This window comes from Streptococcus mitis, from assembly GCF_047464965.1.
Classification (GTDB): domain Bacteria; phylum Bacillota; class Bacilli; order Lactobacillales; family Streptococcaceae; genus Streptococcus; species Streptococcus mitis_DU.
In genome coordinates, this window is record NZ_JASHAT010000006.1 from 112,894 (window position 1) to 132,082 (window position 19,189).

Annotated in this window: 21 protein-coding genes; all 21 read left to right on the forward strand. The window is 42.7% G+C overall.

Annotated features, from left to right (window positions below):
• The first annotated feature begins 77 nt into the window (after positions 1-77).
• The 21 genes from rimP to QM408_RS05435 all read left to right on the forward strand — a co-directional run bounded on the left by rimP (position 78) and on the right by QM408_RS05435 (position 19,152).
• The gene (gene rimP / locus QM408_RS05335) at positions 78-557 is read left to right on the forward strand and encodes a ribosome maturation factor RimP (RefSeq protein WP_290114808.1); all 480 of its coding nucleotides are present in this window, start codon (positions 78-80) and stop codon (positions 555-557) included.
• Between the two features lie 43 nt (positions 558-600).
• Entirely contained in the window at positions 601-1,737 is a 1,137-nt protein-coding gene (gene nusA / locus QM408_RS05340; RefSeq protein ID WP_414373845.1) for a transcription termination factor NusA, read from the forward strand.
• A gap of 21 nt (positions 1,738-1,758) precedes the next feature.
• Positions 1,759-2,052, forward strand: coding sequence for an RNase P modulator RnpM (rnpM, locus tag QM408_RS05345; RefSeq protein ID WP_000857560.1), 294 nt, complete (start codon positions 1,759-1,761; stop codon positions 2,050-2,052).
• Positions 2,045-2,344, forward strand: coding sequence for a YlxQ-related RNA-binding protein (locus QM408_RS05350; protein WP_033681346.1), 300 nt, complete (start codon positions 2,045-2,047; stop codon positions 2,342-2,344). Before rnpM ends, QM408_RS05350 begins: the two co-directional genes overlap by 8 nt.
• Positions 2,345-2,360: 16 nt before the next feature.
• On the forward strand, positions 2,361-5,150 hold the full coding sequence (gene infB, locus QM408_RS05355) for a translation initiation factor IF-2 (RefSeq protein WP_414373847.1): 2,790 nt from the start codon (positions 2,361-2,363) through the stop codon (positions 5,148-5,150).
• A 251-nt stretch (positions 5,151-5,401) separates the two neighbouring features.
• Positions 5,402-5,752, forward strand: coding sequence for a 30S ribosome-binding factor RbfA (rbfA, locus tag QM408_RS05360; RefSeq protein ID WP_001273601.1), 351 nt, complete (start codon positions 5,402-5,404; stop codon positions 5,750-5,752).
• A 206-nt stretch (positions 5,753-5,958) separates the two neighbouring features.
• A complete protein-coding gene (locus tag QM408_RS05365; RefSeq protein ID WP_261011972.1) occupies positions 5,959-6,141 on the forward strand; it encodes a hypothetical protein in 183 nt (60 codons plus the stop codon).
• Positions 6,142-6,406: 265 nt separating this feature from the next.
• Positions 6,407-6,640 (forward strand): DUF1858 domain-containing protein, encoded by a 234-nt coding sequence (locus QM408_RS05370; protein WP_000368739.1) that lies wholly within the window; start codon positions 6,407-6,409, stop codon positions 6,638-6,640.
• Positions 6,640-7,974, forward strand: a complete 1,335-nt coding sequence (locus QM408_RS05375; protein WP_045612812.1) for a DUF438 domain-containing protein — start codon at positions 6,640-6,642, stop codon at positions 7,972-7,974. Before QM408_RS05370 ends, QM408_RS05375 begins: the two co-directional genes overlap by 1 nt.
• 9 nt (positions 7,975-7,983) lie before the next feature.
• Positions 7,984-8,238, forward strand: coding sequence for a DUF1912 family protein (locus tag QM408_RS05380; protein WP_000119707.1), 255 nt, complete (start codon positions 7,984-7,986; stop codon positions 8,236-8,238).
• A gap of 95 nt (positions 8,239-8,333) precedes the next feature.
• Complete coding sequence (locus QM408_RS05385; RefSeq protein ID WP_000038635.1) at positions 8,334-8,729, forward strand: helix-hairpin-helix domain-containing protein; 396 nt, start codon at positions 8,334-8,336, stop codon at positions 8,727-8,729.
• A 277-nt stretch (positions 8,730-9,006) separates the two neighbouring features.
• A complete protein-coding gene (locus tag QM408_RS05390) occupies positions 9,007-9,567 on the forward strand; it encodes a GNAT family N-acetyltransferase (protein WP_414373850.1) in 561 nt (186 codons plus the stop codon).
• Positions 9,567-10,145 carry an AAA family ATPase gene (locus tag QM408_RS05395; RefSeq protein ID WP_414373852.1) on the forward strand — a complete coding sequence of 193 codons (579 nt, stop codon included), beginning with the start codon at positions 9,567-9,569 and terminating at the stop codon, positions 10,143-10,145. The genes QM408_RS05390 and QM408_RS05395 overlap by 1 nt, the downstream gene beginning before the upstream one ends.
• A complete protein-coding gene (locus QM408_RS05400) occupies positions 10,138-12,789 on the forward strand; it encodes a valine--tRNA ligase (protein ID WP_414373854.1) in 2,652 nt (883 codons plus the stop codon). Before QM408_RS05395 ends, QM408_RS05400 begins: the two co-directional genes overlap by 8 nt.
• A 69-nt stretch (positions 12,790-12,858) precedes the next feature.
• Positions 12,859-13,614, forward strand: coding sequence for a protein NO VEIN domain-containing protein (locus QM408_RS05405; RefSeq protein ID WP_414373856.1), 756 nt, complete (start codon positions 12,859-12,861; stop codon positions 13,612-13,614).
• A gap of 38 nt (positions 13,615-13,652) precedes the next feature.
• Entirely contained in the window at positions 13,653-13,781 is a 129-nt protein-coding gene (locus QM408_RS05410; RefSeq protein WP_414373858.1) for a hypothetical protein, read from the forward strand.
• A 133-nt stretch (positions 13,782-13,914) separates the two neighbouring features.
• Positions 13,915-14,490 (forward strand): TetR/AcrR family transcriptional regulator, encoded by a 576-nt coding sequence (locus tag QM408_RS05415; protein ID WP_261015985.1) that lies wholly within the window; start codon positions 13,915-13,917, stop codon positions 14,488-14,490.
• A complete protein-coding gene (locus QM408_RS05420) occupies positions 14,487-15,167 on the forward strand; it encodes an ABC transporter ATP-binding protein (protein WP_261015984.1) in 681 nt (226 codons plus the stop codon). The genes QM408_RS05415 and QM408_RS05420 overlap by 4 nt, the downstream gene beginning before the upstream one ends.
• 3 nt (positions 15,168-15,170) lie before the next feature.
• On the forward strand, positions 15,171-16,316 hold the full coding sequence (locus QM408_RS05425; protein WP_049543832.1) for an FtsX-like permease family protein: 1,146 nt from the start codon (positions 15,171-15,173) through the stop codon (positions 16,314-16,316).
• 404 nt (positions 16,317-16,720) lie between these two features.
• Positions 16,721-17,308: a DNA-directed RNA polymerase subunit delta gene (gene rpoE, locus QM408_RS05430; RefSeq protein ID WP_000418409.1), complete on the forward strand. Its 588-nt coding sequence runs from the start codon at positions 16,721-16,723 to the stop codon at positions 17,306-17,308.
• A gap of 236 nt (positions 17,309-17,544) precedes the next feature.
• Positions 17,545-19,152 (forward strand): CTP synthase, encoded by a 1,608-nt coding sequence (locus tag QM408_RS05435; RefSeq protein WP_261037124.1) that lies wholly within the window; start codon positions 17,545-17,547, stop codon positions 19,150-19,152.
• Positions 19,153-19,189 lie beyond the last annotated feature (37 nt).

The window sequence follows — 19,189 nt, forward strand, 5'->3', positions numbered from 1 at the left end:
TGGCAAACGTGCTATACTAAGAGCAAGAATATGAAAAGTGAGGCGAGGAAATATCTTCGCCTCTTGCTTATGAGGAGGTGGACGCAATCGCAACAATCGTAGAATTAGTCAGAGAAGTTGTAGAACCTGTCATAGAAGCTCCTTTCGAACTTGTGGATATCGAGTATGGAAAGATTGGCAGTGACATGATTCTCAGTATTTTTGTAGATAAACCTGAAGGAATTACCTTGAACGACACGGCAGACTTGACAGAAATTATCAGTCCTGTCCTAGACACCATCAAGCCAGATCCCTTCCCAGAACAATATTTCCTAGAAATCACCAGTCCAGGCTTGGAACGTCCTTTGAAAACTAAGGATGCCGTTGCTGGAGCGGTTGGGAAATACATCCATGTCGGGCTCTACCAAGCCATCGATAAGCAAAAAGTCTTTGAAGGAACCTTGATGGCCTTTGAAGAGGATGAATTGACCATGGAATATATGGACAAGACTCGTAAGAAAACAGTCCAAATTCCATACAGTTTAGTATCAAAAGCACGTTTAGCAGTTAAATTATAGAAAAAGAAAGGATAGCTTTTGAAGATTCAAAAGTGAAGAAAACATGAGTAAAGAAATGCTAGAGGCCTTCCGAATTTTGGAAGAAGACAAGGGAATCAAAAAAGAAGATATCATCGACGCAGTAGTAGAGTCGCTTCGTTCCGCTTATCGCAGACGCTATGGTCAATCAGACAGCGTAGCTATTGACTTCAATGAAAAAACAGGTGATTTCACAGTCTATACTGTTCGTGAAGTTGTGGATGAAGTCTTTGATAGCCGTTTGGAAATCAGCTTGAAAGATGCTCTTGCTATTAATTCAGCCTATGAGCTTGGCGATAAGATCAAGTTTGAAGAAGCGCCAGTTGAGTTTGGTCGTGTAGCAGCCCAATCTGCCAAACAAACTATCATGGAAAAAATGCGCAAGCAAACACGTGCTATTACCTACAATACTTACAAAGAACATGAGCAAGAAATCATGTCTGGTACAGTAGAACGCTTTGACAACCGTTTCATCTATGTCAACCTTGGTAGCATCGAAGCCCAGTTGTCAAAACAAGACCAAATCCCTGGAGAAGTTTTTGCTTCCCATGATCGTATCGAAGTCTATGTCTACAAGGTTGAAGATAATCCTCGTGGAGTCAACGTCTTTGTTAGCCGTAGTCATCCGGAGATGATCAAACGTTTGATGGAGCAAGAAATTCCAGAAGTTTATGATGGAACTGTTGAAATCATGAGCGTAGCTCGTGAAGCTGGTGACCGTACTAAGGTTGCAGTTCGTAGCCATAATCCAAACGTGGACGCTATCGGTACAATCGTTGGACGTGGTGGAGCGAATATCAAGAAGATTACTAGCAAATTCCACCCAGCACGTTACGATGCCAAGAGCGACCGTATGGTGCCAATCGAAGAAAACATCGACGTTATCGAGTGGGTAGCAGATCCAGCTGAATTTATCTACAATGCCATCGCTCCTGCTGAAGTTGACCAAGTTATCTTTGACGAAAACGATAGCAAACGTGCCTTGGTGGTTGTTCCTGATAACAAGCTTTCTCTTGCTATCGGTCGTCGTGGGCAAAACGTTCGCTTGGCAGCTCACTTGACTGGTTACCGTATCGATATCAAGTCTGCTAGTGAATTTGAAGCCATGGAAGAAACTGGTTCGGTAGGTTTGGAAGCAGAAAACGATACTGTAGAAGAATAAAAGCTGCTAGAGGAGGGAAAGATGAAAACGAGAAAAATCCCTTTGCGCAAGTCTGTTGTGTCTAACGAAGTGATTGATAAACGTGATTTGCTCCGCATTGTCAAGAACAAGGAAGGACAAGTCTTTATCGATCCGACAGGAAAGGCCAATGGCCGCGGCGCTTATATCAAGCTAGACAATGCAGAGGCCCTAGAGGCGAAAAAGAAGAAGGTCTTTAACCGCAGCTTTAATATGGAAGTTGAAGAAAGCTTTTATGACGAGTTGATCGCTTATGTGGATCACAAAGTGAAAAGAAGAGAGTTAGGACTTGAATAAGCAAAAGATAAGCAATCTCTTGGGACTTGCTCAGCGAGCAGGAAGGATTATATCGGGTGAAGAATTGGTGGTTAAGGCCATTCAAGATGGCAAGGCCAAGTTGGTCTTTCTAGCCCATGATGCTGGACCCAATCTGACCAAGAAGATTCAAGATAAAAGTCATTATTATCAAGTAGAAATTGTAGCCGTGTTTTCAACACTGGAATTAAGCATAGCAGTCGGGAAATCGAGAAAGGTTTTGGCTGTAACAGATGCTGGATTTACAAAGAAAATGAGGTCTCTTATGGAATAGAAGAGGAGGACATGATTTGTCTAAGAAAAGATTGTACGAAATCGCAAAAGAACTTGGAAAAGAAAGCAAAGAAGTTGTAGCGCGTGCAAAAGAGTTGGGCTTGGATGTGAAAAGCCACTCATCAAGTGTGGAAGAAGCTGTCGCTGTAAAAATCGCTGCCAGCTTTAAACCTGTTGCTCCGAAAGTAGAAGCAAAACCTGCAGCACCAAAAGCAAGTGCAGAAAAGAAAGTCGAGAAATCTGAACCAGCTAAACCAGCTGTAGCTAAGGAAGAGGCAAAACCGGTTGAGCCAGTTACTCCGAAGGCAGAAAAAGTAGCAGCTAAACCGCAAAGTCGTAATTTCAAGGCTGAGCGTGAAGCCCGTGCCAAAGAGCAGGCAGAACGACGCAAGCAAAACAAGGGCAATAACCGTGACCAGCAACAAAACGGAAACCGTCAGAAAAACGACGGTCGCAATGGTGGAAAACAAGGTCAAGGCAACCGCGACAATCGCCGTTTTAACGACCAAGCTAAGAAACAGCAAGGTCAGCAAAATCGTGGAAATGAGCGCCGTCAACAAGAGGACAAACGTCCAAATCAAGCGACTCCACGCATTGACTTTAAAGCCCGTGCAGCAGCCCTGAAAGCAGAGCAAAACGCAGAGTACGCTCGTTCAAGCGAGGAACGTTTCAAGCAGACTCAGGCTGCCAAAGAAGCCTTGGCTCAAGCTAACAAACGCAAGGAGCCAGAGGAAATCTTTGAAGAAGCTGCTAAGTTAGCTGAACAAGCGCAACAAGTTCAAGCAGTGGTTGAAACAGCTCCTGTGAAAAAAGAAGTTGCAGTGGATACACGTCGTAAGAAGCAAGCCCGACCAGACAAAGAGCGCGATGATTACGATCGCGAAGAAGATGGTCCTAGAAAACAACAAAAGAATCGAAGTAGTCAAAATCAAGTGAGAAATCAAAGAAATAGTAACTGGAATAACAACAAAAAGAACAAAAAAGGCAATAACAAGAACAACCGTAATCAGACTCCAAAACCTGTTACAGAACGTAAATTCCATGAATTGCCAACAGAATTTGAGTATACAGATGGTATGACCGTTGCGGAAATCGCAAAACGTATCAAACGTGAACCAGCTGAAATCGTTAAGAAACTCTTTATGATGGGTGTCATGGCCACACAAAACCAATCCTTGGATGGGGGAACAATTGAACTCCTCATGGTGGATTATGGTATCGAAGCCAAACAAAAGGTTGAAGTGGATAATGCCGATATCGAACGTTTCTTTGTCGAAGATGGTTATCTTAATGAAGATGAGTTGGTTGAGCGTCCACCAGTTGTAACTATCATGGGACACGTTGACCACGGTAAAACAACTCTCCTAGATACCCTTCGTAACTCTCGTGTTGCGACAGGTGAAGCAGGTGGTATCACTCAGCATATCGGTGCCTACCAAATTGTGGAAAATGGCAAGAAGATCACCTTCCTTGATACACCAGGACACGCGGCCTTTACATCGATGCGTGCGCGTGGTGCGTCTGTTACCGATATTACTATCTTGGTTGTAGCGGCAGATGACGGGGTTATGCCTCAGACTATCGAAGCCATCAACCACTCAAAAGCGGCCAACGTTCCAATCATCGTAGCCATCAACAAAATTGATAAACCAGGTGCCAACCCAGAACGTGTTATCGGTGAATTGGCAGAGCATGGAGTTATGTCAACAGCTTGGGGCGGAGATTCTGAATTTGTTGAAATCTCGGCTAAATTCAACCAAAACATCGAAGAATTGTTGGAAACAGTCCTTCTTGTGGCTGAAATCCAAGAACTCAAGGCAGACCCAACAGTTCGTGCGATTGGTACAGTTATCGAAGCGCGCTTGGATAAAGGAAAAGGTGCGGTTGCAACCCTTCTTGTGCAACAAGGTACCTTGAATGTTCAAGACCCAATCGTTGTCGGAAATACTTTCGGTCGTGTCCGTGCTATGACCAATGACCTTGGTCGTCGTGTTAAAGTTGCTGGACCATCAACACCAGTTTCTATCACAGGTTTGAACGAAGCGCCAATGGCGGGTGACCACTTTGCCGTTTACGAGGATGAAAAATCTGCGCGTGCAGCCGGTGAAGAGCGTGCCAAACGTGCCCTCATGAAACAACGTCAAGCTACCCAACGTGTCAGCCTTGAAAACCTCTTTGATACCCTTAAAGCTGGTGAACTCAAATCTGTTAACGTTATCATCAAGGCTGATGTACAAGGTTCAGTTGAAGCACTTTCTGCATCACTTCAAAAGATCGATGTGGAAGGTGTCAAAGTGACCATTGTTCACTCGGCTGTCGGTGCCATCAACGAATCTGACGTGACTCTTGCTGAAGCTTCAAATGCTTTCATCGTTGGTTTCAACGTACGCCCTACACCACAAGCTCGTCAACAAGCAGAAGCTGACGATGTGGAAATCCGTCTTCACAGCATTATCTACAAGGTTATCGAAGAGATGGAAGAAGCCATGAAAGGAATGCTTGATCCAGAATTTGAAGAAAAAGTTATCGGTGAAGCAGTTATTCGTGAAACCTTCAAGGTGTCTAAAGTGGGAACTATCGGTGGATTCATGGTTATCAACGGTAAGGTTACCCGTGACTCTAAAGTCCGTGTTATCCGTGATGGTGTCGTTATCTATGACGGTGAACTTGCAAGCTTGAAACACTACAAAGACGACGTTAAGGAAGTTACAAACGGTCGTGAAGGTGGATTGATGATCGATGGCTACAATGATATCAAGATGGATGATGTGATTGAGGCCTATGTCATGGAAGAAATCAAACGATAAGATTTTTTGCTCCTTTCTTAGGTGGTGAGGGACGCAAGCAAACCGATGGTTTCATTGCTTATTTTTGAGCCTAGGGTCTCAAAAATCCCCTGTGATGGGACTGATAAATCAGTTCCATCACTTTCACCACGGCGAAAGAAGCAGATGATTTCAAATTGAACTTCGTTCCAATTTGAAATGAAAATCAATAAATTTAAAAATAGCTAGGTCTGCTGGCCTAGCTTTTGGTTCAAAGTAGAGAAAGGAATATCATGGCAAATCATTTCCGTACGGATCGTGTGGGCATGGAAATCAAGCGTGAAGTCAATGAGATTTTGCAAAAGAAAGTCCGTGATCCGCGTGTCCAAGGCGTGACCATCACAGATGTTCAGATGCTGGGTGACTTGTCTGTTGCCAAGGTTTACTACACCATTTTGAGTAACCTTGCTTCAGATAACCAGAAAGCTCAAATCGGGCTTGAAAAAGCAACTGGCACCATCAAACGTGAACTTGGTCGCAATTTGAAATTGTACAAAATCCCAGATTTGACATTCGTCAAAGACGAATCCATCGAATATGGAAATAAGATTGACGAGATGCTACGCAATCTGGATAAGAACTAAGAAGAGGGGCAACCCTCTTTTTTGGTGGAGGAAAAGGCAATAAACATGCTGGCAGAATCTTTCCAGAGTTAAACATTATTAAAAAGCCTTATAAAATTCAACTTGTATGATATTATAGGAAATGAAAAGAGTAAATTTCACAGAAATAGCCAGCAAGACTGGTATCTTCAATATTTTGAAAGTGTAGTTAAACGAGGGAAGATAATATGGGGCCTATCAAAGCTTTTGCTAAAATCTATGGTAATTACTTTTTGACCGTACAAGGTGTAAAAGTAATGAAAACGATAAAGAAAGATGACAATGTTGTTGTCGGTCTAGGTAAACTTTTTATTGCAGACAAGTTAATGGATACGGCTCGGTGGCTCATTAAGCCAGAGGATAAAAAATGAAATTTTTCTGGGCACTTCTTGCCATTATTTTTATCAAACCGATTATTGGGATTTTGAAATTCTTTTGGATGATCATCTCTTTTGCGGTCCAATTGCTGTTTTACAAGCTATTATTTAAAATATTGGATTGGCTCTTTAAACTTATTTAGGTCGTAATTCAAGTCGCAGATAACTAGCAGGAACTCCACTGCTAGTTTTTTAATCTCTTTCCTTGTGGTATAATAAAAGCAGTAAAATCATTTTAGAACATTCAATGGAGGTCGTCATGGACAATATCATCGATGTGTCAATTCCTGTTGCAGAAGTGGTGGACAAGCATCCAGAAGTCTTAGAGATTCTAGTGGAGTTGGGTTTTAAACCCCTTGCTAATCCCTTAATGCGTAATACAGTTGGTCGTAAAGTATCACTCAAACAGGGTTCTAAGCTTGAAGGAACTCCTATGGACAAGATTGTCCGCACGCTGGAAGCAAACGGCTACGAAGTGATTGGGTTAGACTAATGGCAGATGAACGGATTCATGTCCTGCGGGATATTTTGTTAGAATTGCACAATGGTGCCTCTCCTGAGTCGGTTCAGGAGCGTTTTGATGCGACCTTTGCGGGTGTCTCAGCCATCGAGATTTCCCTCATGGAGCACGAGCTGATGAACTCGGACTCGGGCGTCACTTTTGAAGATGTCATGGAACTCTGTGATGTCCATGCTAATCTTTTTAAAAATGCTGTTAAGGGTGTTGAAGTAGAGGATACCGAGCATCCTGGCCACCCAGTTCGGGTCTTTAAGGAAGAAAACCTGGCCCTCCGTGCAGCTTTGATTCGCATTCGGAGACTGTTAGATACCTATGAGTCTATGGAAGATGAAGAAATGCTTACGGAGATGTGCAAGGGTTTGGTGCGTCAGATGGGACTTGTAGGTCAATTTGATATTCATTACCAACGTAAAGAAGAACTTTTCTTTCCTATCATGGAGCGCTATGGACACGATTCCCCTCCTAAGGTCATGTGGGGAGTGGATGACCAGATTAGGGAACTCTTTCAAACAGCTTTAGCGACGGCCAAGTCACTACCTGAAGTGCCGATTTCCACTGTAAAAGAAGATTTTGAAGCCTTTGCGACAGAGTTTGAAAGTATGATTTTCAAGGAAGAGTCCATCCTTCTCATGATTCTCCTTGAGTCCTTTACTCAGGATGACTGGCTTCAGATTGCGGAGGAGAGCGATGCTTACGGCTATGCCATCATCCGTCCGTCAGAAAAATGGGTGCCAGAAAGACAGAGCTTTGTTGAGGAAGATAGTGCAGGGGAGCCTGTACAGCTAGATACGGCAGAAGGTCAAGTTCAGCAAGTTATCGATACGCCAGAAGGGCAGTTTACCATTACCTTTACGCCTAAGGAAAAGGAAGCAGTGCTGGACCGTCATAGTCAACAGGCTTTTGGAAATGGCTATCTATCGGTCGAGCAGGCCAATCTCATCCTCAATCACCTCCCTATGGAGATTACCTTTGTCAATAAAGACGATATTTTCCAGTATTACAATGACAATGCGCCAGCTGATGAGATGATTTTCAAACGGACGCCGTCCCAAGTTGGGCGTAATGTTGAACTTTGCCATCCGCCTAAGTACTTGGACAAGGTCAAGACTATCATGAAGGGGCTTCGTGAAGGTACTAAGGATAAGTATGAAATGTGGTTCAAGTCTGAGTCGAGAGACAAGTTTGTCCACATCACTTACGCAGCAGTGCACGATGAAGAGGGAGAATTCCAAGGTGTGTTGGAGTATGTTCAGGATATTCAGCCCTACCGTGAGATTGATACGGACTATTTCCGTGGATTAGAATAAGGAGAAAAAATGAGTTACGAACAAGAATTTATGAAGGAATTTGAAGCTTGGGTCAATACCCAAATCATGATCAACGACATGGCACACAAGGAAAGCCAAAAAGTCTACGAAGAAGACCAAGACGAGCGTGCCAAAGATGCCATGATTCGCTACGAAAGTCGCTTGGATGCTTATCAGTTCTTGCTTGGTAAGTTTGAAAACTTCAAAGCAGGCAAGGGATTCCATGATTTGCCAGAAGGCTTGTTTGGTGAGCGAAATTATTAAACGAGAAAGATTCTTGATTTTTTACTAAAATCTTGATAGAATATTTATATTAAATCCTTGTCAGAGCAGGGGTTTTTTATTGAAAGGATTTTATCATGTCAAAGAAACTCAATCGTAAAAAACAATTACGAAATAGCCTCCGTCGTGCAGGTGCTTTTTCAAGTACTGTGACTAAGGTTGTAGAAGAGACAAAGAAAGTCGTAAAACGTGCTGAGCAGTCAGCAAGCCAAGCTGGTAAGGCTGTTTCTAAAAAAGTTGAACAAGCAGTGGAAGCTACCAAAGAGCAAGCTCAAAAAGTAGCCAATTCTGTAGAAGATTTTGCAGCAAACTTGGGTGGACTTCCACTTGATCGTGCCAAAACTTTCTATGATGAAGGAATCAAGTCTGCTTCAGATTTCAAAAACTGGACTGAAAAAGAACTCCTTGCCTTGAAAGGAATCGGCCCAGCTACCATCAAGAAATTGAAAGAAAACGGCATCAAGTTCAAGTAATCTTTCTTGTGCCTTGCATTTCCGAAAAAATCTTGCTACAATAGAGCCATTAGAGGTGTTTTGAATCCCACATTTTACAGAAAGTGGCGGAGCTGAGAAGTCCACAAATGTGTCAAAACTAGTTGCTAATGGATGAAAAATTGAAATAAAAGTGTCTTTTTATTTTAAAGACGAGAGTTGCGGGCAACTGCCCGAAATTGGGTGGTACCGCGGATAGCACATTCGTCCCTGTCATATAGATGGCAGGGGCATTTTTTATGGAAAGCGAGGAAGAAGGATGTCAAGAGCTGAACTGCCAGAACGCTTGGAAACAGAACGTCTCGTTTTACGAGTCCGGACAGTGGAAGATGCTGAGGATATCTATACCTACGCTAGTCTCCCAGAGGTCGCCTATCCAGCAGGCTTTCCTCCAGTCAAGACCTTGGAAGATGAGATTTACTATCTAGAGCATATCCTTCCCGAACGCAATCAAAAGGAAAAACTCCCAGCTGGCTATGGGATTGTCGTCAAAGGAACCGATAAAGTCATTGGTTCTGTTGATTTCAACCATCGCCATGCGGATGATGTGCTAGAGATTGGCTACACCTTGCACCCGGACTACTGGGGACGAGGTTATGTACCAGAAGCAGCGCGTGCCTTGATTGACATAGCTTTTAGAGAACTAGGTCTTCACAAGATTGAACTCTCTTGCTTTGGTTACAATACCCAAAGTCAACGAGTTGCAGAGAAGCTTGGATTTACTCTTGAAGCTCGCATCCGAGATCGCAAGGATGCTCAAGATAACCGCTGTGATGATTTGAGATATGGCTTGTTGAGAAGTGAGTGGGAGGTGGTTTGATGCACATTTTCATCATTGGGGCTCCGGCTTCTGGGAAAATGACTATTGGTCAAGAGTTATCTCGACTGACAGATGCTACCCTCTTTTATAACCATCAAGCCATCGATTTTGCATTAGAAATCTATCAGGACTTTACAGAGGAAATGTGGGAATTTGTTCGTGGAATGACCTTTTCTTTCCTTGGAGCAAGTGCAAGAAATCAGCGATCAGTAATTTTAACAGACGTAATTGATTTTTCAAATCAGTACCAGCTGATGTATTTGAAGCAAATTCAGGATTTATTGGATAACTTTCATCAAGAGATTCTGTTTGTTGAGTTGGAAACAAGTCTTGAGGAGCGTTTACGTCGAAATCGAACGGAGAACCGGTTGACGCACAAGCCCTTGAAACGGCATATTGAGATATCTGAAAGAGAAATTTTAGAGACTGCTGAAACACTTCAATTAAATTCCCAACATCAACCAAATGAGTTGCACCACTACCTTAAAATAAATAATACGAATTTGTCTGCAGAAGAAGTTGCTAAGCAGATTCAAGATAAAATGAATACAATAGAGAAAGGACAAACACATGTCTAAAGAACTTTCACCTAAATACAATCCAGCCGAGGTTGAGGCTGGTCGTTACCAAAAATGGCTTGATGCGGATGTTTTCAAGCCTTCAGGCGATCAAAAGGCTAAGCCTTATTCAATCGTGATTCCACCACCAAACGTAACTGGTAAACTCCACCTTGGTCACGCTTGGGATACAACTTTGCAGGATATCATCATCCGTCAAAAACGCATGCAAGGTTTTGATACGCTTTGGCTTCCTGGTATGGACCACGCTGGTATTGCCACTCAAGCTAAGGTTGAGGAGCGCTTGCGTGGTGAGGGCATTACGCGTTACGACCTCGGTCGAGAAAAATTCCTCGACAAGGTCTGGGAATGGAAAGACGAATATGCCACTACTATCAAGGAACAATGGGGCAAGATGGGGCTCTCTGTCGACTACTCTCGCGAGCGTTTCACTCTTGATGAAGGCTTGTCAAAAGCTGTTCGCAAGGTCTTTGTGGACCTTTACAAGAAAGGCTGGATCTACCGTGGTGAGTTTATCATCAACTGGGACCCAGCAGCTCGCACAGCCCTTTCTGATATCGAGGTTATCCATAAGGATGTCGAAGGTGCCTTCTACCACATGAACTATATGCTAGAAGACGGCTCACGCGCCCTTGAAGTGGCAACAACTCGTCCTGAGACTATGTTTGGGGACGTTGCGGTTGCGGTCAATCCAGAGGATCCACGCTACAAGGACTTGATTGGTAAAAATGTCATCCTTCCAATCGCTAATAAACTCATCCCAATCGTTGGGGATGAGCATGCAGATCCTGAGTTTGGTACTGGTGTCGTGAAAATCACACCTGCCCATGATCCAAACGACTTCTTGGTTGGTCAACGTCACAACTTGCCACAAGTCAATGTTATGAACGACGACGGTACTATGAATGACTTAGCCTTCGAATTTGCAGGTATGGATCGTTTTGAAGCTCGTAAGGCAGTCGTTGCTAAGTTGGAAGAAATCGGAACCCTCGTCAAAATCGAAAAACGTATCCACAGTGTTGGTCACTCAGAGCGGACTGGCGTTGTGGTTGAGCCACGCTTGTCTACGCAATGGTTTGTCAAGATGGACCAATTAGCTAAGAATGCCATTGCCAACCAAGACACAGACGACAAGGTAGAATTCTACCCACCTCGTTTCAACGATACCTTCCTCCAATGGATGGAAAATGTCCATGACTGGGTAATCTCACGTCAGCTCTGGTGGGGTCACCAAATCCCTGCTTGGTACAATGCTGAGGGTGAAATGTACGTCGGCGAGGAAGCGCCAGAAGGTGACGGATGGACTCAGGACGAAGATGTCTTGGATACTTGGTTCAGTTCTGCCCTTTGGCCATTCTCAACAATGGGTTGGCCTGATGTCGACTCAGAAGACTTCAAACGTTATTATCCAACATCAACTTTGGTGACTGGTTATGATATTATCCCGTTCTGGGTATCTCGAATGATTTTCCAAGGTTTGGAATTTACTGGCAAATCGCCATTCAAAAATGCATTGATTCATGGTCTGATTCGTGACGAGGAAGGCCGTAAGATGTCTAAATCACTGGGCAATGGGATTGATCCGATGGATGTTATTGATAAGTACGGAACAGATAGCCTGCGTTGGTTCCTTTCAAACGGTTCTGCACCAGGGCAAGACGTGCGCTTCTCTTACGAGAAAATGGATGCTTCATGGAACTTCATTAACAAAATCTGGAACATCTCTCGCTACATCCTCATGAACAATGAAGGCTTGACCCTTGAGCAAGCAACTGCCAATGTGGAAAAAGTTGCCAACAAGGAAGCTGGAAATGTTACAGACCGCTGGATTCTCCACAACCTCAACGAGACGATCGGAAAAGTCACTGAAAACTTTGATAAATTTGAGTTTGGTGTGGCTGGCCACATCCTCTACAACTTCATCTGGGATGAGTTTGCGGACTGGTACGTTGAGTTGACCAAGGAAGTCCTTTATAGCGACAATGAAGAAGAGAAAGTCATCACACGCTCTGTTCTCCTTTACACTCTGGACAAGATCCTTCGTCTCCTCCACCCAATCATGCCATTCGTGACAGAGGAAATCTTTGGACAAATCTCAGAAGGTTCTATCGTTACAGCAGAATACCCAACTGTCAACCCAGCCTTTGAAGACCTTGCGGCTCATACTGGTGTGGAAAGTCTCAAAGACTTGATCCGTGCCGTTCGTAATGCGCGTGCAGAAGTGAACGTAGCACCAAGCAAGCCTATCACCATCCTTGTTAAGACTAGCGATAGTGACTTGGAAGCCTTCTTTAACAGCAATGTCAATTACATCAAACGCTTCACAAATCCAGAACACTTGGAAATCGCATCAACCATCCCTGCGCCTGAACTTGCTATGTCAAGCGTCATCACAGGAGCAGAAATCTACCTGCCACTGGCAGACCTCCTCAATGTCGAAGAAGAACTGGCCCGTCTCGACAAGGAACTGGCTAAATGGCAAAAAGAACTGGACATGGTCGGTAAGAAGCTCTCTAACGAACGCTTCGTAGCCAACGCCAAACCAGAAGTCGTCCAAAAAGAACGCGACAAACAAGCCGACTACCAAGCTAAATACGATGCGACCGTCGCACGTATTGATGAGATGAAGAAGTTGGTGAAATAAACACAGAAACACGGTGATGAGCCGTGTTTTTTGGTATAATGAAATCAATATCTATTGATGGAGAAAGTGATGTCCAAACACCCTCATTATGAATTGTTAAATTTAATTGGCTACGGTCTTGCTAAGTTTGACAAGCTTTTTATAAAAGAATTTCAATGTTCTAGCAAGTCGGAGTTTTATCGCTATGTGGTTTCTCTGGGAGTTGCTGAAACAACTGGAGTTGTAAAAAATAGAATGGATTTATTTGATCCTTATTTTGACAATAATCGAAAAGGTTGGTGGCAGAAAGCTGAAGTTTACCGTTTTCGTAAAGATTTAATTGATATGATGTTTGGAAATGAAGATGTTCATAGTTATGCTGAAATCGTTAAAATGTTACTTGCCAGCGAAGGAAAGCGAACAGGCATTACTACCATTGAAAAACCAATTATTCGAACTAAATTCAAACGTCTACAAGAAACTGGAATGGAGGCTGAGAATTATTTTCTCCTTCATTTTGATAAAGAAGAAAAATTTCAAGGTGGACTATTGACCGATGCCCGTCTTTATGGTGATGGATATGACTTTCAAGTAGATGTTCAAGAGCATTCCTATCTTGCCGAAGTTAAAGGAATTCGAAAATCTAAGGGTCGCATTCGATTGACTGCCAGAGAATATGAAAAAGCCAAAGAGTTTAAATCAGATTTTATTTTATCCTTAGTTACTAACCTAGATGATATTCCCAAGCTAGTGTTAATCGATAATCCTTTAAAACATTTTGAGTTTAAAAAGAATATTATAAAAAATGAAATCATTGAATATAGAAGCTTAGAAGATTTGTATTAGTTCCCCCTTAACTTTTCTAGTTGAAAAAATGAGAAGTCTTGACAAGCCAACGTTTAAATGAACTGGAAATCAACGGTATTCGATTGACCAAGTTTAAAAATGAGGAAATCGGGATTGAATTCATCTGGATTGATACCGAAAACCCACCTCACGATGCTATCGGCTGAGTAGCAAAGAAATAAAAAGTTCGCTGTCTTTTTGTTTTGTATTTTACAGTTTTTTCTTGACAAGTCTTTCTTTTTTATGGTATTCTTTTAAGTAACAAGTGTTGCGCAACGAATGTTGCGCGAAAGGAGTCTTATGCCACCAAAGGTTAAATTTAGTAAAGAGACTATCATTGGAACAGCTTTACAATTGGTGAGAGAAGAGGGCATGGCTAGTTTGACGGCTCGAGCATTAGCGGAGCAACTGGGAGCCACACCAAGAGTCATTTTTGGGCAATTTGCCAATATGGCCGAGTTACAAGCAGAGGTTATTGGTGCTGCGGAAATGGTAGTGGTGGAGTATATTCGTAAGGCCTTAGAAGATGAGAAGCCTTTTCGATCCGTCGGGGTTGCTTATATCCTTTTCGCCTCAAAAGACCCCCAACTCTTTCAATTGCTTTTCCAAAATCCCAGCAAAGATCCGATTCGTCGCTTTCAAGATTTTCTTCCCATGAAGGATTATAGTTACCAATTGGTTCTGGATTCGATCGTCGCAGACTATCCTTTGAATGTAGAGGAGGCTGGTCGCTTGTACCAGCATCTATTTATCTACTCGCACGGGATGGCCTCAATGGTTGCTTCTGACATTTATCAATTCAGCATGGAAGAAGTGATTGGATTACTGACAGAGGTTTGTCAATCTCTCATCAAAGAAATGGTAGGAAAGAAATGATTCAACTAGAAAATGTGCACAAAAGTTACGGCCAAACCAAGGTTTTAAAAGGGATTGATTTGCAGCTTCAAGACCAGTATGATGTGGTTATCCTCGGTCCTTCTGGATCAGGCAAATCAACTCTCTTAAACGTTCTGTCAGGTTTAGAAAAGGTAGACGAGGGACATATACTCATTCAAGGACAGGATTTGGCTCAACTCACAGATACTCAATTGACAGCCTTTAGACGTGAGAAGATTGCCTTTATTTTTCAGCAGTATTATTTATTGCCTAATCTAACAGTCAGACAGAATGTAAAGATGGGGGCAGACCTGGCAAACAATCATGATTTTTTGCAGATTATCGAGGATTTGGGACTTGGCGATAAGCTGGACAAGTATCCGAGTGAATTGTCAGGTGGGGAACAGCAGAGAGTCTCCATTGCTCGGGCCTTGGCCAAAAAGCCAGAGATTCTTTTCTTAGATGAGCCGACGGGAGCCCTGGATGAAGAAACGGGGCGCAAGATTCTCGACTATATCTGGGAGTTAAAGGAAAAGCTTGGTTTGACCCTCATCATGGTGACGCATAACCAAAATATTGCGGATATGGCAAGAACCATCATTCGTGTCAATAGTGGCAAGATTACCGAAGTTGTGACCAATGATCAGCCTCAGACTGCTTATGAGATTGGATGGTAAGCCATGTTTTCAGTAAAAGATATTCGAAAATTAGTTGTCGTCAGTATAATTGGGGCTTGTGCGGTCTTTGTGGCCAATCTCTTCTTGAATTTTTACTTGGACATCGAGCAGTTGGAGATTTCTAAAACCAATCCCATGATTCAGACCTACTATGATGTCCAGATTTCGCTTTCTTGGATGGTGGCCATGGTCAGTGGAGTCGTCTTGTCCTTGACGTCGGTCCTTCTCATGTGTTTTTATATCAAACAATTTGTCGATGATCACAAGGAACAATTAGGAATTTTAAAGGCTTTGGGCTATAGCAATGGCCAGCTGGCTAAACGATTTTGGGCATTTGGGATCAGTTTTGGTGCCGGAGCGCTTCTTGGCTATTTCACTTCTTTTCTTATGATGGGGCATTTTTATGACTTCCGGAATGAAAAGGGGATCCTGCCAGAAATTACCATTCATTTTCATTGGCAGCTCTTGCTTGCTTTTGTGGTCCTTCCAACGGTATTTTTTATGCTTATCGCGGTTGGTTATGCTAGAAGACAACTACAAACGCCGGCTCTTCGCTTATTGAAAAAGTCCCCAACACCAATCAAGGTCAAAAGGAGAAAGAGGGCTCCTAAGAAAGAGAAAGACTTCCTAAAAGAGCTGTCTTCGTCACTAATTTGGGGGAGAAAATCTATCCTATTTTTTGTAGTCTTTGGCTCTATGTGTTTTGCGGCCATGGTTCAACTGTCCTTTGGTCTAAGGGACTACACAGATGACATCATCCAAACCATGATGATCATGATTGGCTTGATCCTTTCTTTCTCTATTCTCTTTTTGTCATTGGGGATTGTCGTCTCAGAAAGTCGCGAAACCCTGGCTCTTATGAAGGCTTTTGGCTACACAGATCGTGAATGCCAAGGCCATATCCTATCTCCCTATCGTTTCTGGGCCTATCTAGGATTTGTTCTTGGGACGGCTTATCAGTACGCTATCATGGAAATCTTGATTGGTGTGATCAAAGATACGGTTCCTGAAAAGATTGAGCATCACTTTGATGGGAATGTTTGCTTCTGGACTTTGATCGGTTTTGCTGTGGTTTATGAAAGCCTCTTTTATCAATCCAACAGAAAACTCCAAAAACAAACCATCAAAGAAGTACTCTTAGCTGAATAAATAGAGAAGGTTGGATTCTCCAGCCTTTTTCTTATGAAACTCATTAACAAGAGAAGGATTTTTCACTATTCTAGGGAAAATGAAATAAAGGAAAGAAAACGAAGTTACTGGTAGGACCTGAAATGATCTTTTTACTTGATTTGACGCAACAAATAATCCTTTATCTCTGTAGGAATCCTCTTGCAGTTTGTGGTTGGTATTGGAGTTGCAGTCTTGAGTTATAAATAAATCAATATACCTGTGGTCATGTTACACAGGTCTTTCAATTAGCTGAAATATTTCACCTTTATTTTTTCTTAACCTTTGACTATTCTGCAAAATTATCGTAAAATAAAGAGTAAATGATAAAATGAGGTCAGAGTCTGTTTGCTCTGGCGATAGTAGTATAAATGAGGAGAAACGCTTTGGAATTAGAAGTATTTGCTGGGCAAGAAAAAAGTGAACTATCTATGATTGAGGTAGCGCGTGCTATCTTGGAACTTCGTGGTCGTGATCATGAGATGCATTTTAGCGATCTTGTAAACGAAATTCAAAACTACCTTGGAACATCAAACAGCGATATCCGCGAAGCCTTGCCTTTGTTCTACACAGAGTTGAACTTTGACGGTAGCTTCATCTCACTTGGAGACAACAAATGGGGTCTTCGTTCATGGTATGGTGTGGACGAAATCGACGAAGAGATCATTGCTCTTGAAGAAAATGACGACGATGAAGTAGCACCAAAAGCTAAGAAAAAACGTGTCAATGCCTTCATGGATGGCGATTCAGATGCTATTGACTACAATGCGGATGACCCAGAAGACGAAGACGCATACGAAGCAGATCCAGCACTTTCATACGATGATGAAAATCCAGATGATGAGAAAAATGAAGTGGAAGCTTACGATGCAGAAATCAACGAAATCGCCCCAGATGACTTGGGTGAAGACGTGGATCTCAACGAAGAAGACGACGAGTTTTCAGATGATGATACTGAAAACATCGAGGAATAAAAGTTAGCTATTGACAATTATCCTATTTTTAGGTATCATATTGTTCGGGCACCTCTTTTAGAGGTCGGGGCTCCCTAGTTCTTAGGGAGCTATTTTTGTTTTTTCAAGAAGTTATCTTCTTGTATTTTGGTTGTGAATCTGGTGCAGTCGTCCCAGATTATTCTTATTAATAGGGTCTTGTTTTCTATGTCCCCTCGTAGTCAGCAAGACCTTGAGCATTTTAGAAAGAGGAATCTATGTCTACGAAATATATTTTTGTAACTGGTGGTGTGGTATCGTCTATTGGGAAAGGGATTGTGGCAGCAAGTCTGGGCCGTCTCTTGAAAAATCGTGGTCTCAAAGTAACCATTCAAAAATTTGACCCTTATATCAATATCGATCCGGGAACTATGAGTCCTTACCAGCACGGGGAAGTTTTTGTGACAGATGACGGAGCTGAGACAGATTTGGACTTGGGTCACTATGAACGTTTCATTGATATCAATCTCAACAAATATTCCAACGTGACAACTGGTAAAATTTACAGTGAAGTTCTTCGTAAGGAACGTCGTGGAGAATATCTTGGGGCAACTGTTCAAGTCATTCCTCATATCACAGATGCTTTGAAAGAAAAAATCAAGCGTGCCGCTCTAACGACAGACTCTAATGTCATTATTACAGAGGTCGGTGGAACAGTAGGAGATATCGAGTCCTTGCCATTCTTAGAGGCCCTTCGTCAGATGAAGGCAGATGTGGGGGCGGATAATGTTATGTATATCCATACAACCTTGCTTCCTTACCTCAAGGCAGCTGGTGAAATGAAGACCAAACCAACCCAACACTCTGTCAAAGAATTGCGTGGATTGGGAATCCAGCCAAATATGTTGGTTATTCGTACAGAACAACCAGCTGGTCAAGGAATTAAAAACAAGCTAGCACAGTTCTGTGATGTAGCACCAGAAGCTGTTATCGAATCGTTGGACGTTGAACACCTTTACCAAATTCCATTGAACTTGCAGGCGCAAGGTATGGACCAAATTGTTTGTGACCATTTGAAATTAGACGCACCAGTAGCAGATATGACAGAATGGTCAGCTATGGTGGACAAGGTCATGAACCTTAAGAAACAAGTTAAGATTTCCCTTGTCGGTAAGTATGTGGAGTTGCAAGATGCCTATATTTCTGTGGTTGAAGCCTTGAAACACTCTGGTTATGCCAACGATGCAGAAGTTAAAATCAATTGGATCAATGCCAATGATGTGACAGCAGAGAATGTGGCAGGGCTTTTGTCTGATGCGGACGGAATCATCGTACCAGGAGGTTTTGGCCAACGTGGTACGGAAGGGAAAATCCAAGCCATCCGTTATGCGCGTGAAAATGATGTTCCAATGTTGGGAGTCTGCTTGGGAATGCAGTTGACTTGTATCGAGTTTGCTCGTCACGTTTTGGGTCTTGAAGGTGCCAATTCTGCTGAACTTGCACCAGAAACAAAATACCCTATCATTGATATCATGCGTGATCAGATTGATGTTGAGGATATGGGGGGAACCCTTCGCTTGGGACTTTATCCGTCTAAACTAAAACGTGGCTCTAAGGCAGCAGCTGCTTATCACAATCAAGAAGTGGTGCAACGTCGTCACCGTCACCGTTATGAGTTTAACAATGCCTTCCGTGAGCAGTTTGAGGAAGCAGGCTTTGTCTTCTCAGGTGTTTCTCCAGACAATCGTTTGGTTGAAATTGTGGAAATTCCTGAAAATAAATTCTTTGTGGCTTGTCAGTATCACCCTGAACTTTCCAGCCGTCCAAACCGCCCAGAAGAACTCTACACTGCTTTTGTCACTGCAGCAGTTGAGAACAGTAATTAGCTAAATCAAAACCTTTGAGAAGAATCTCAGAGGTTTT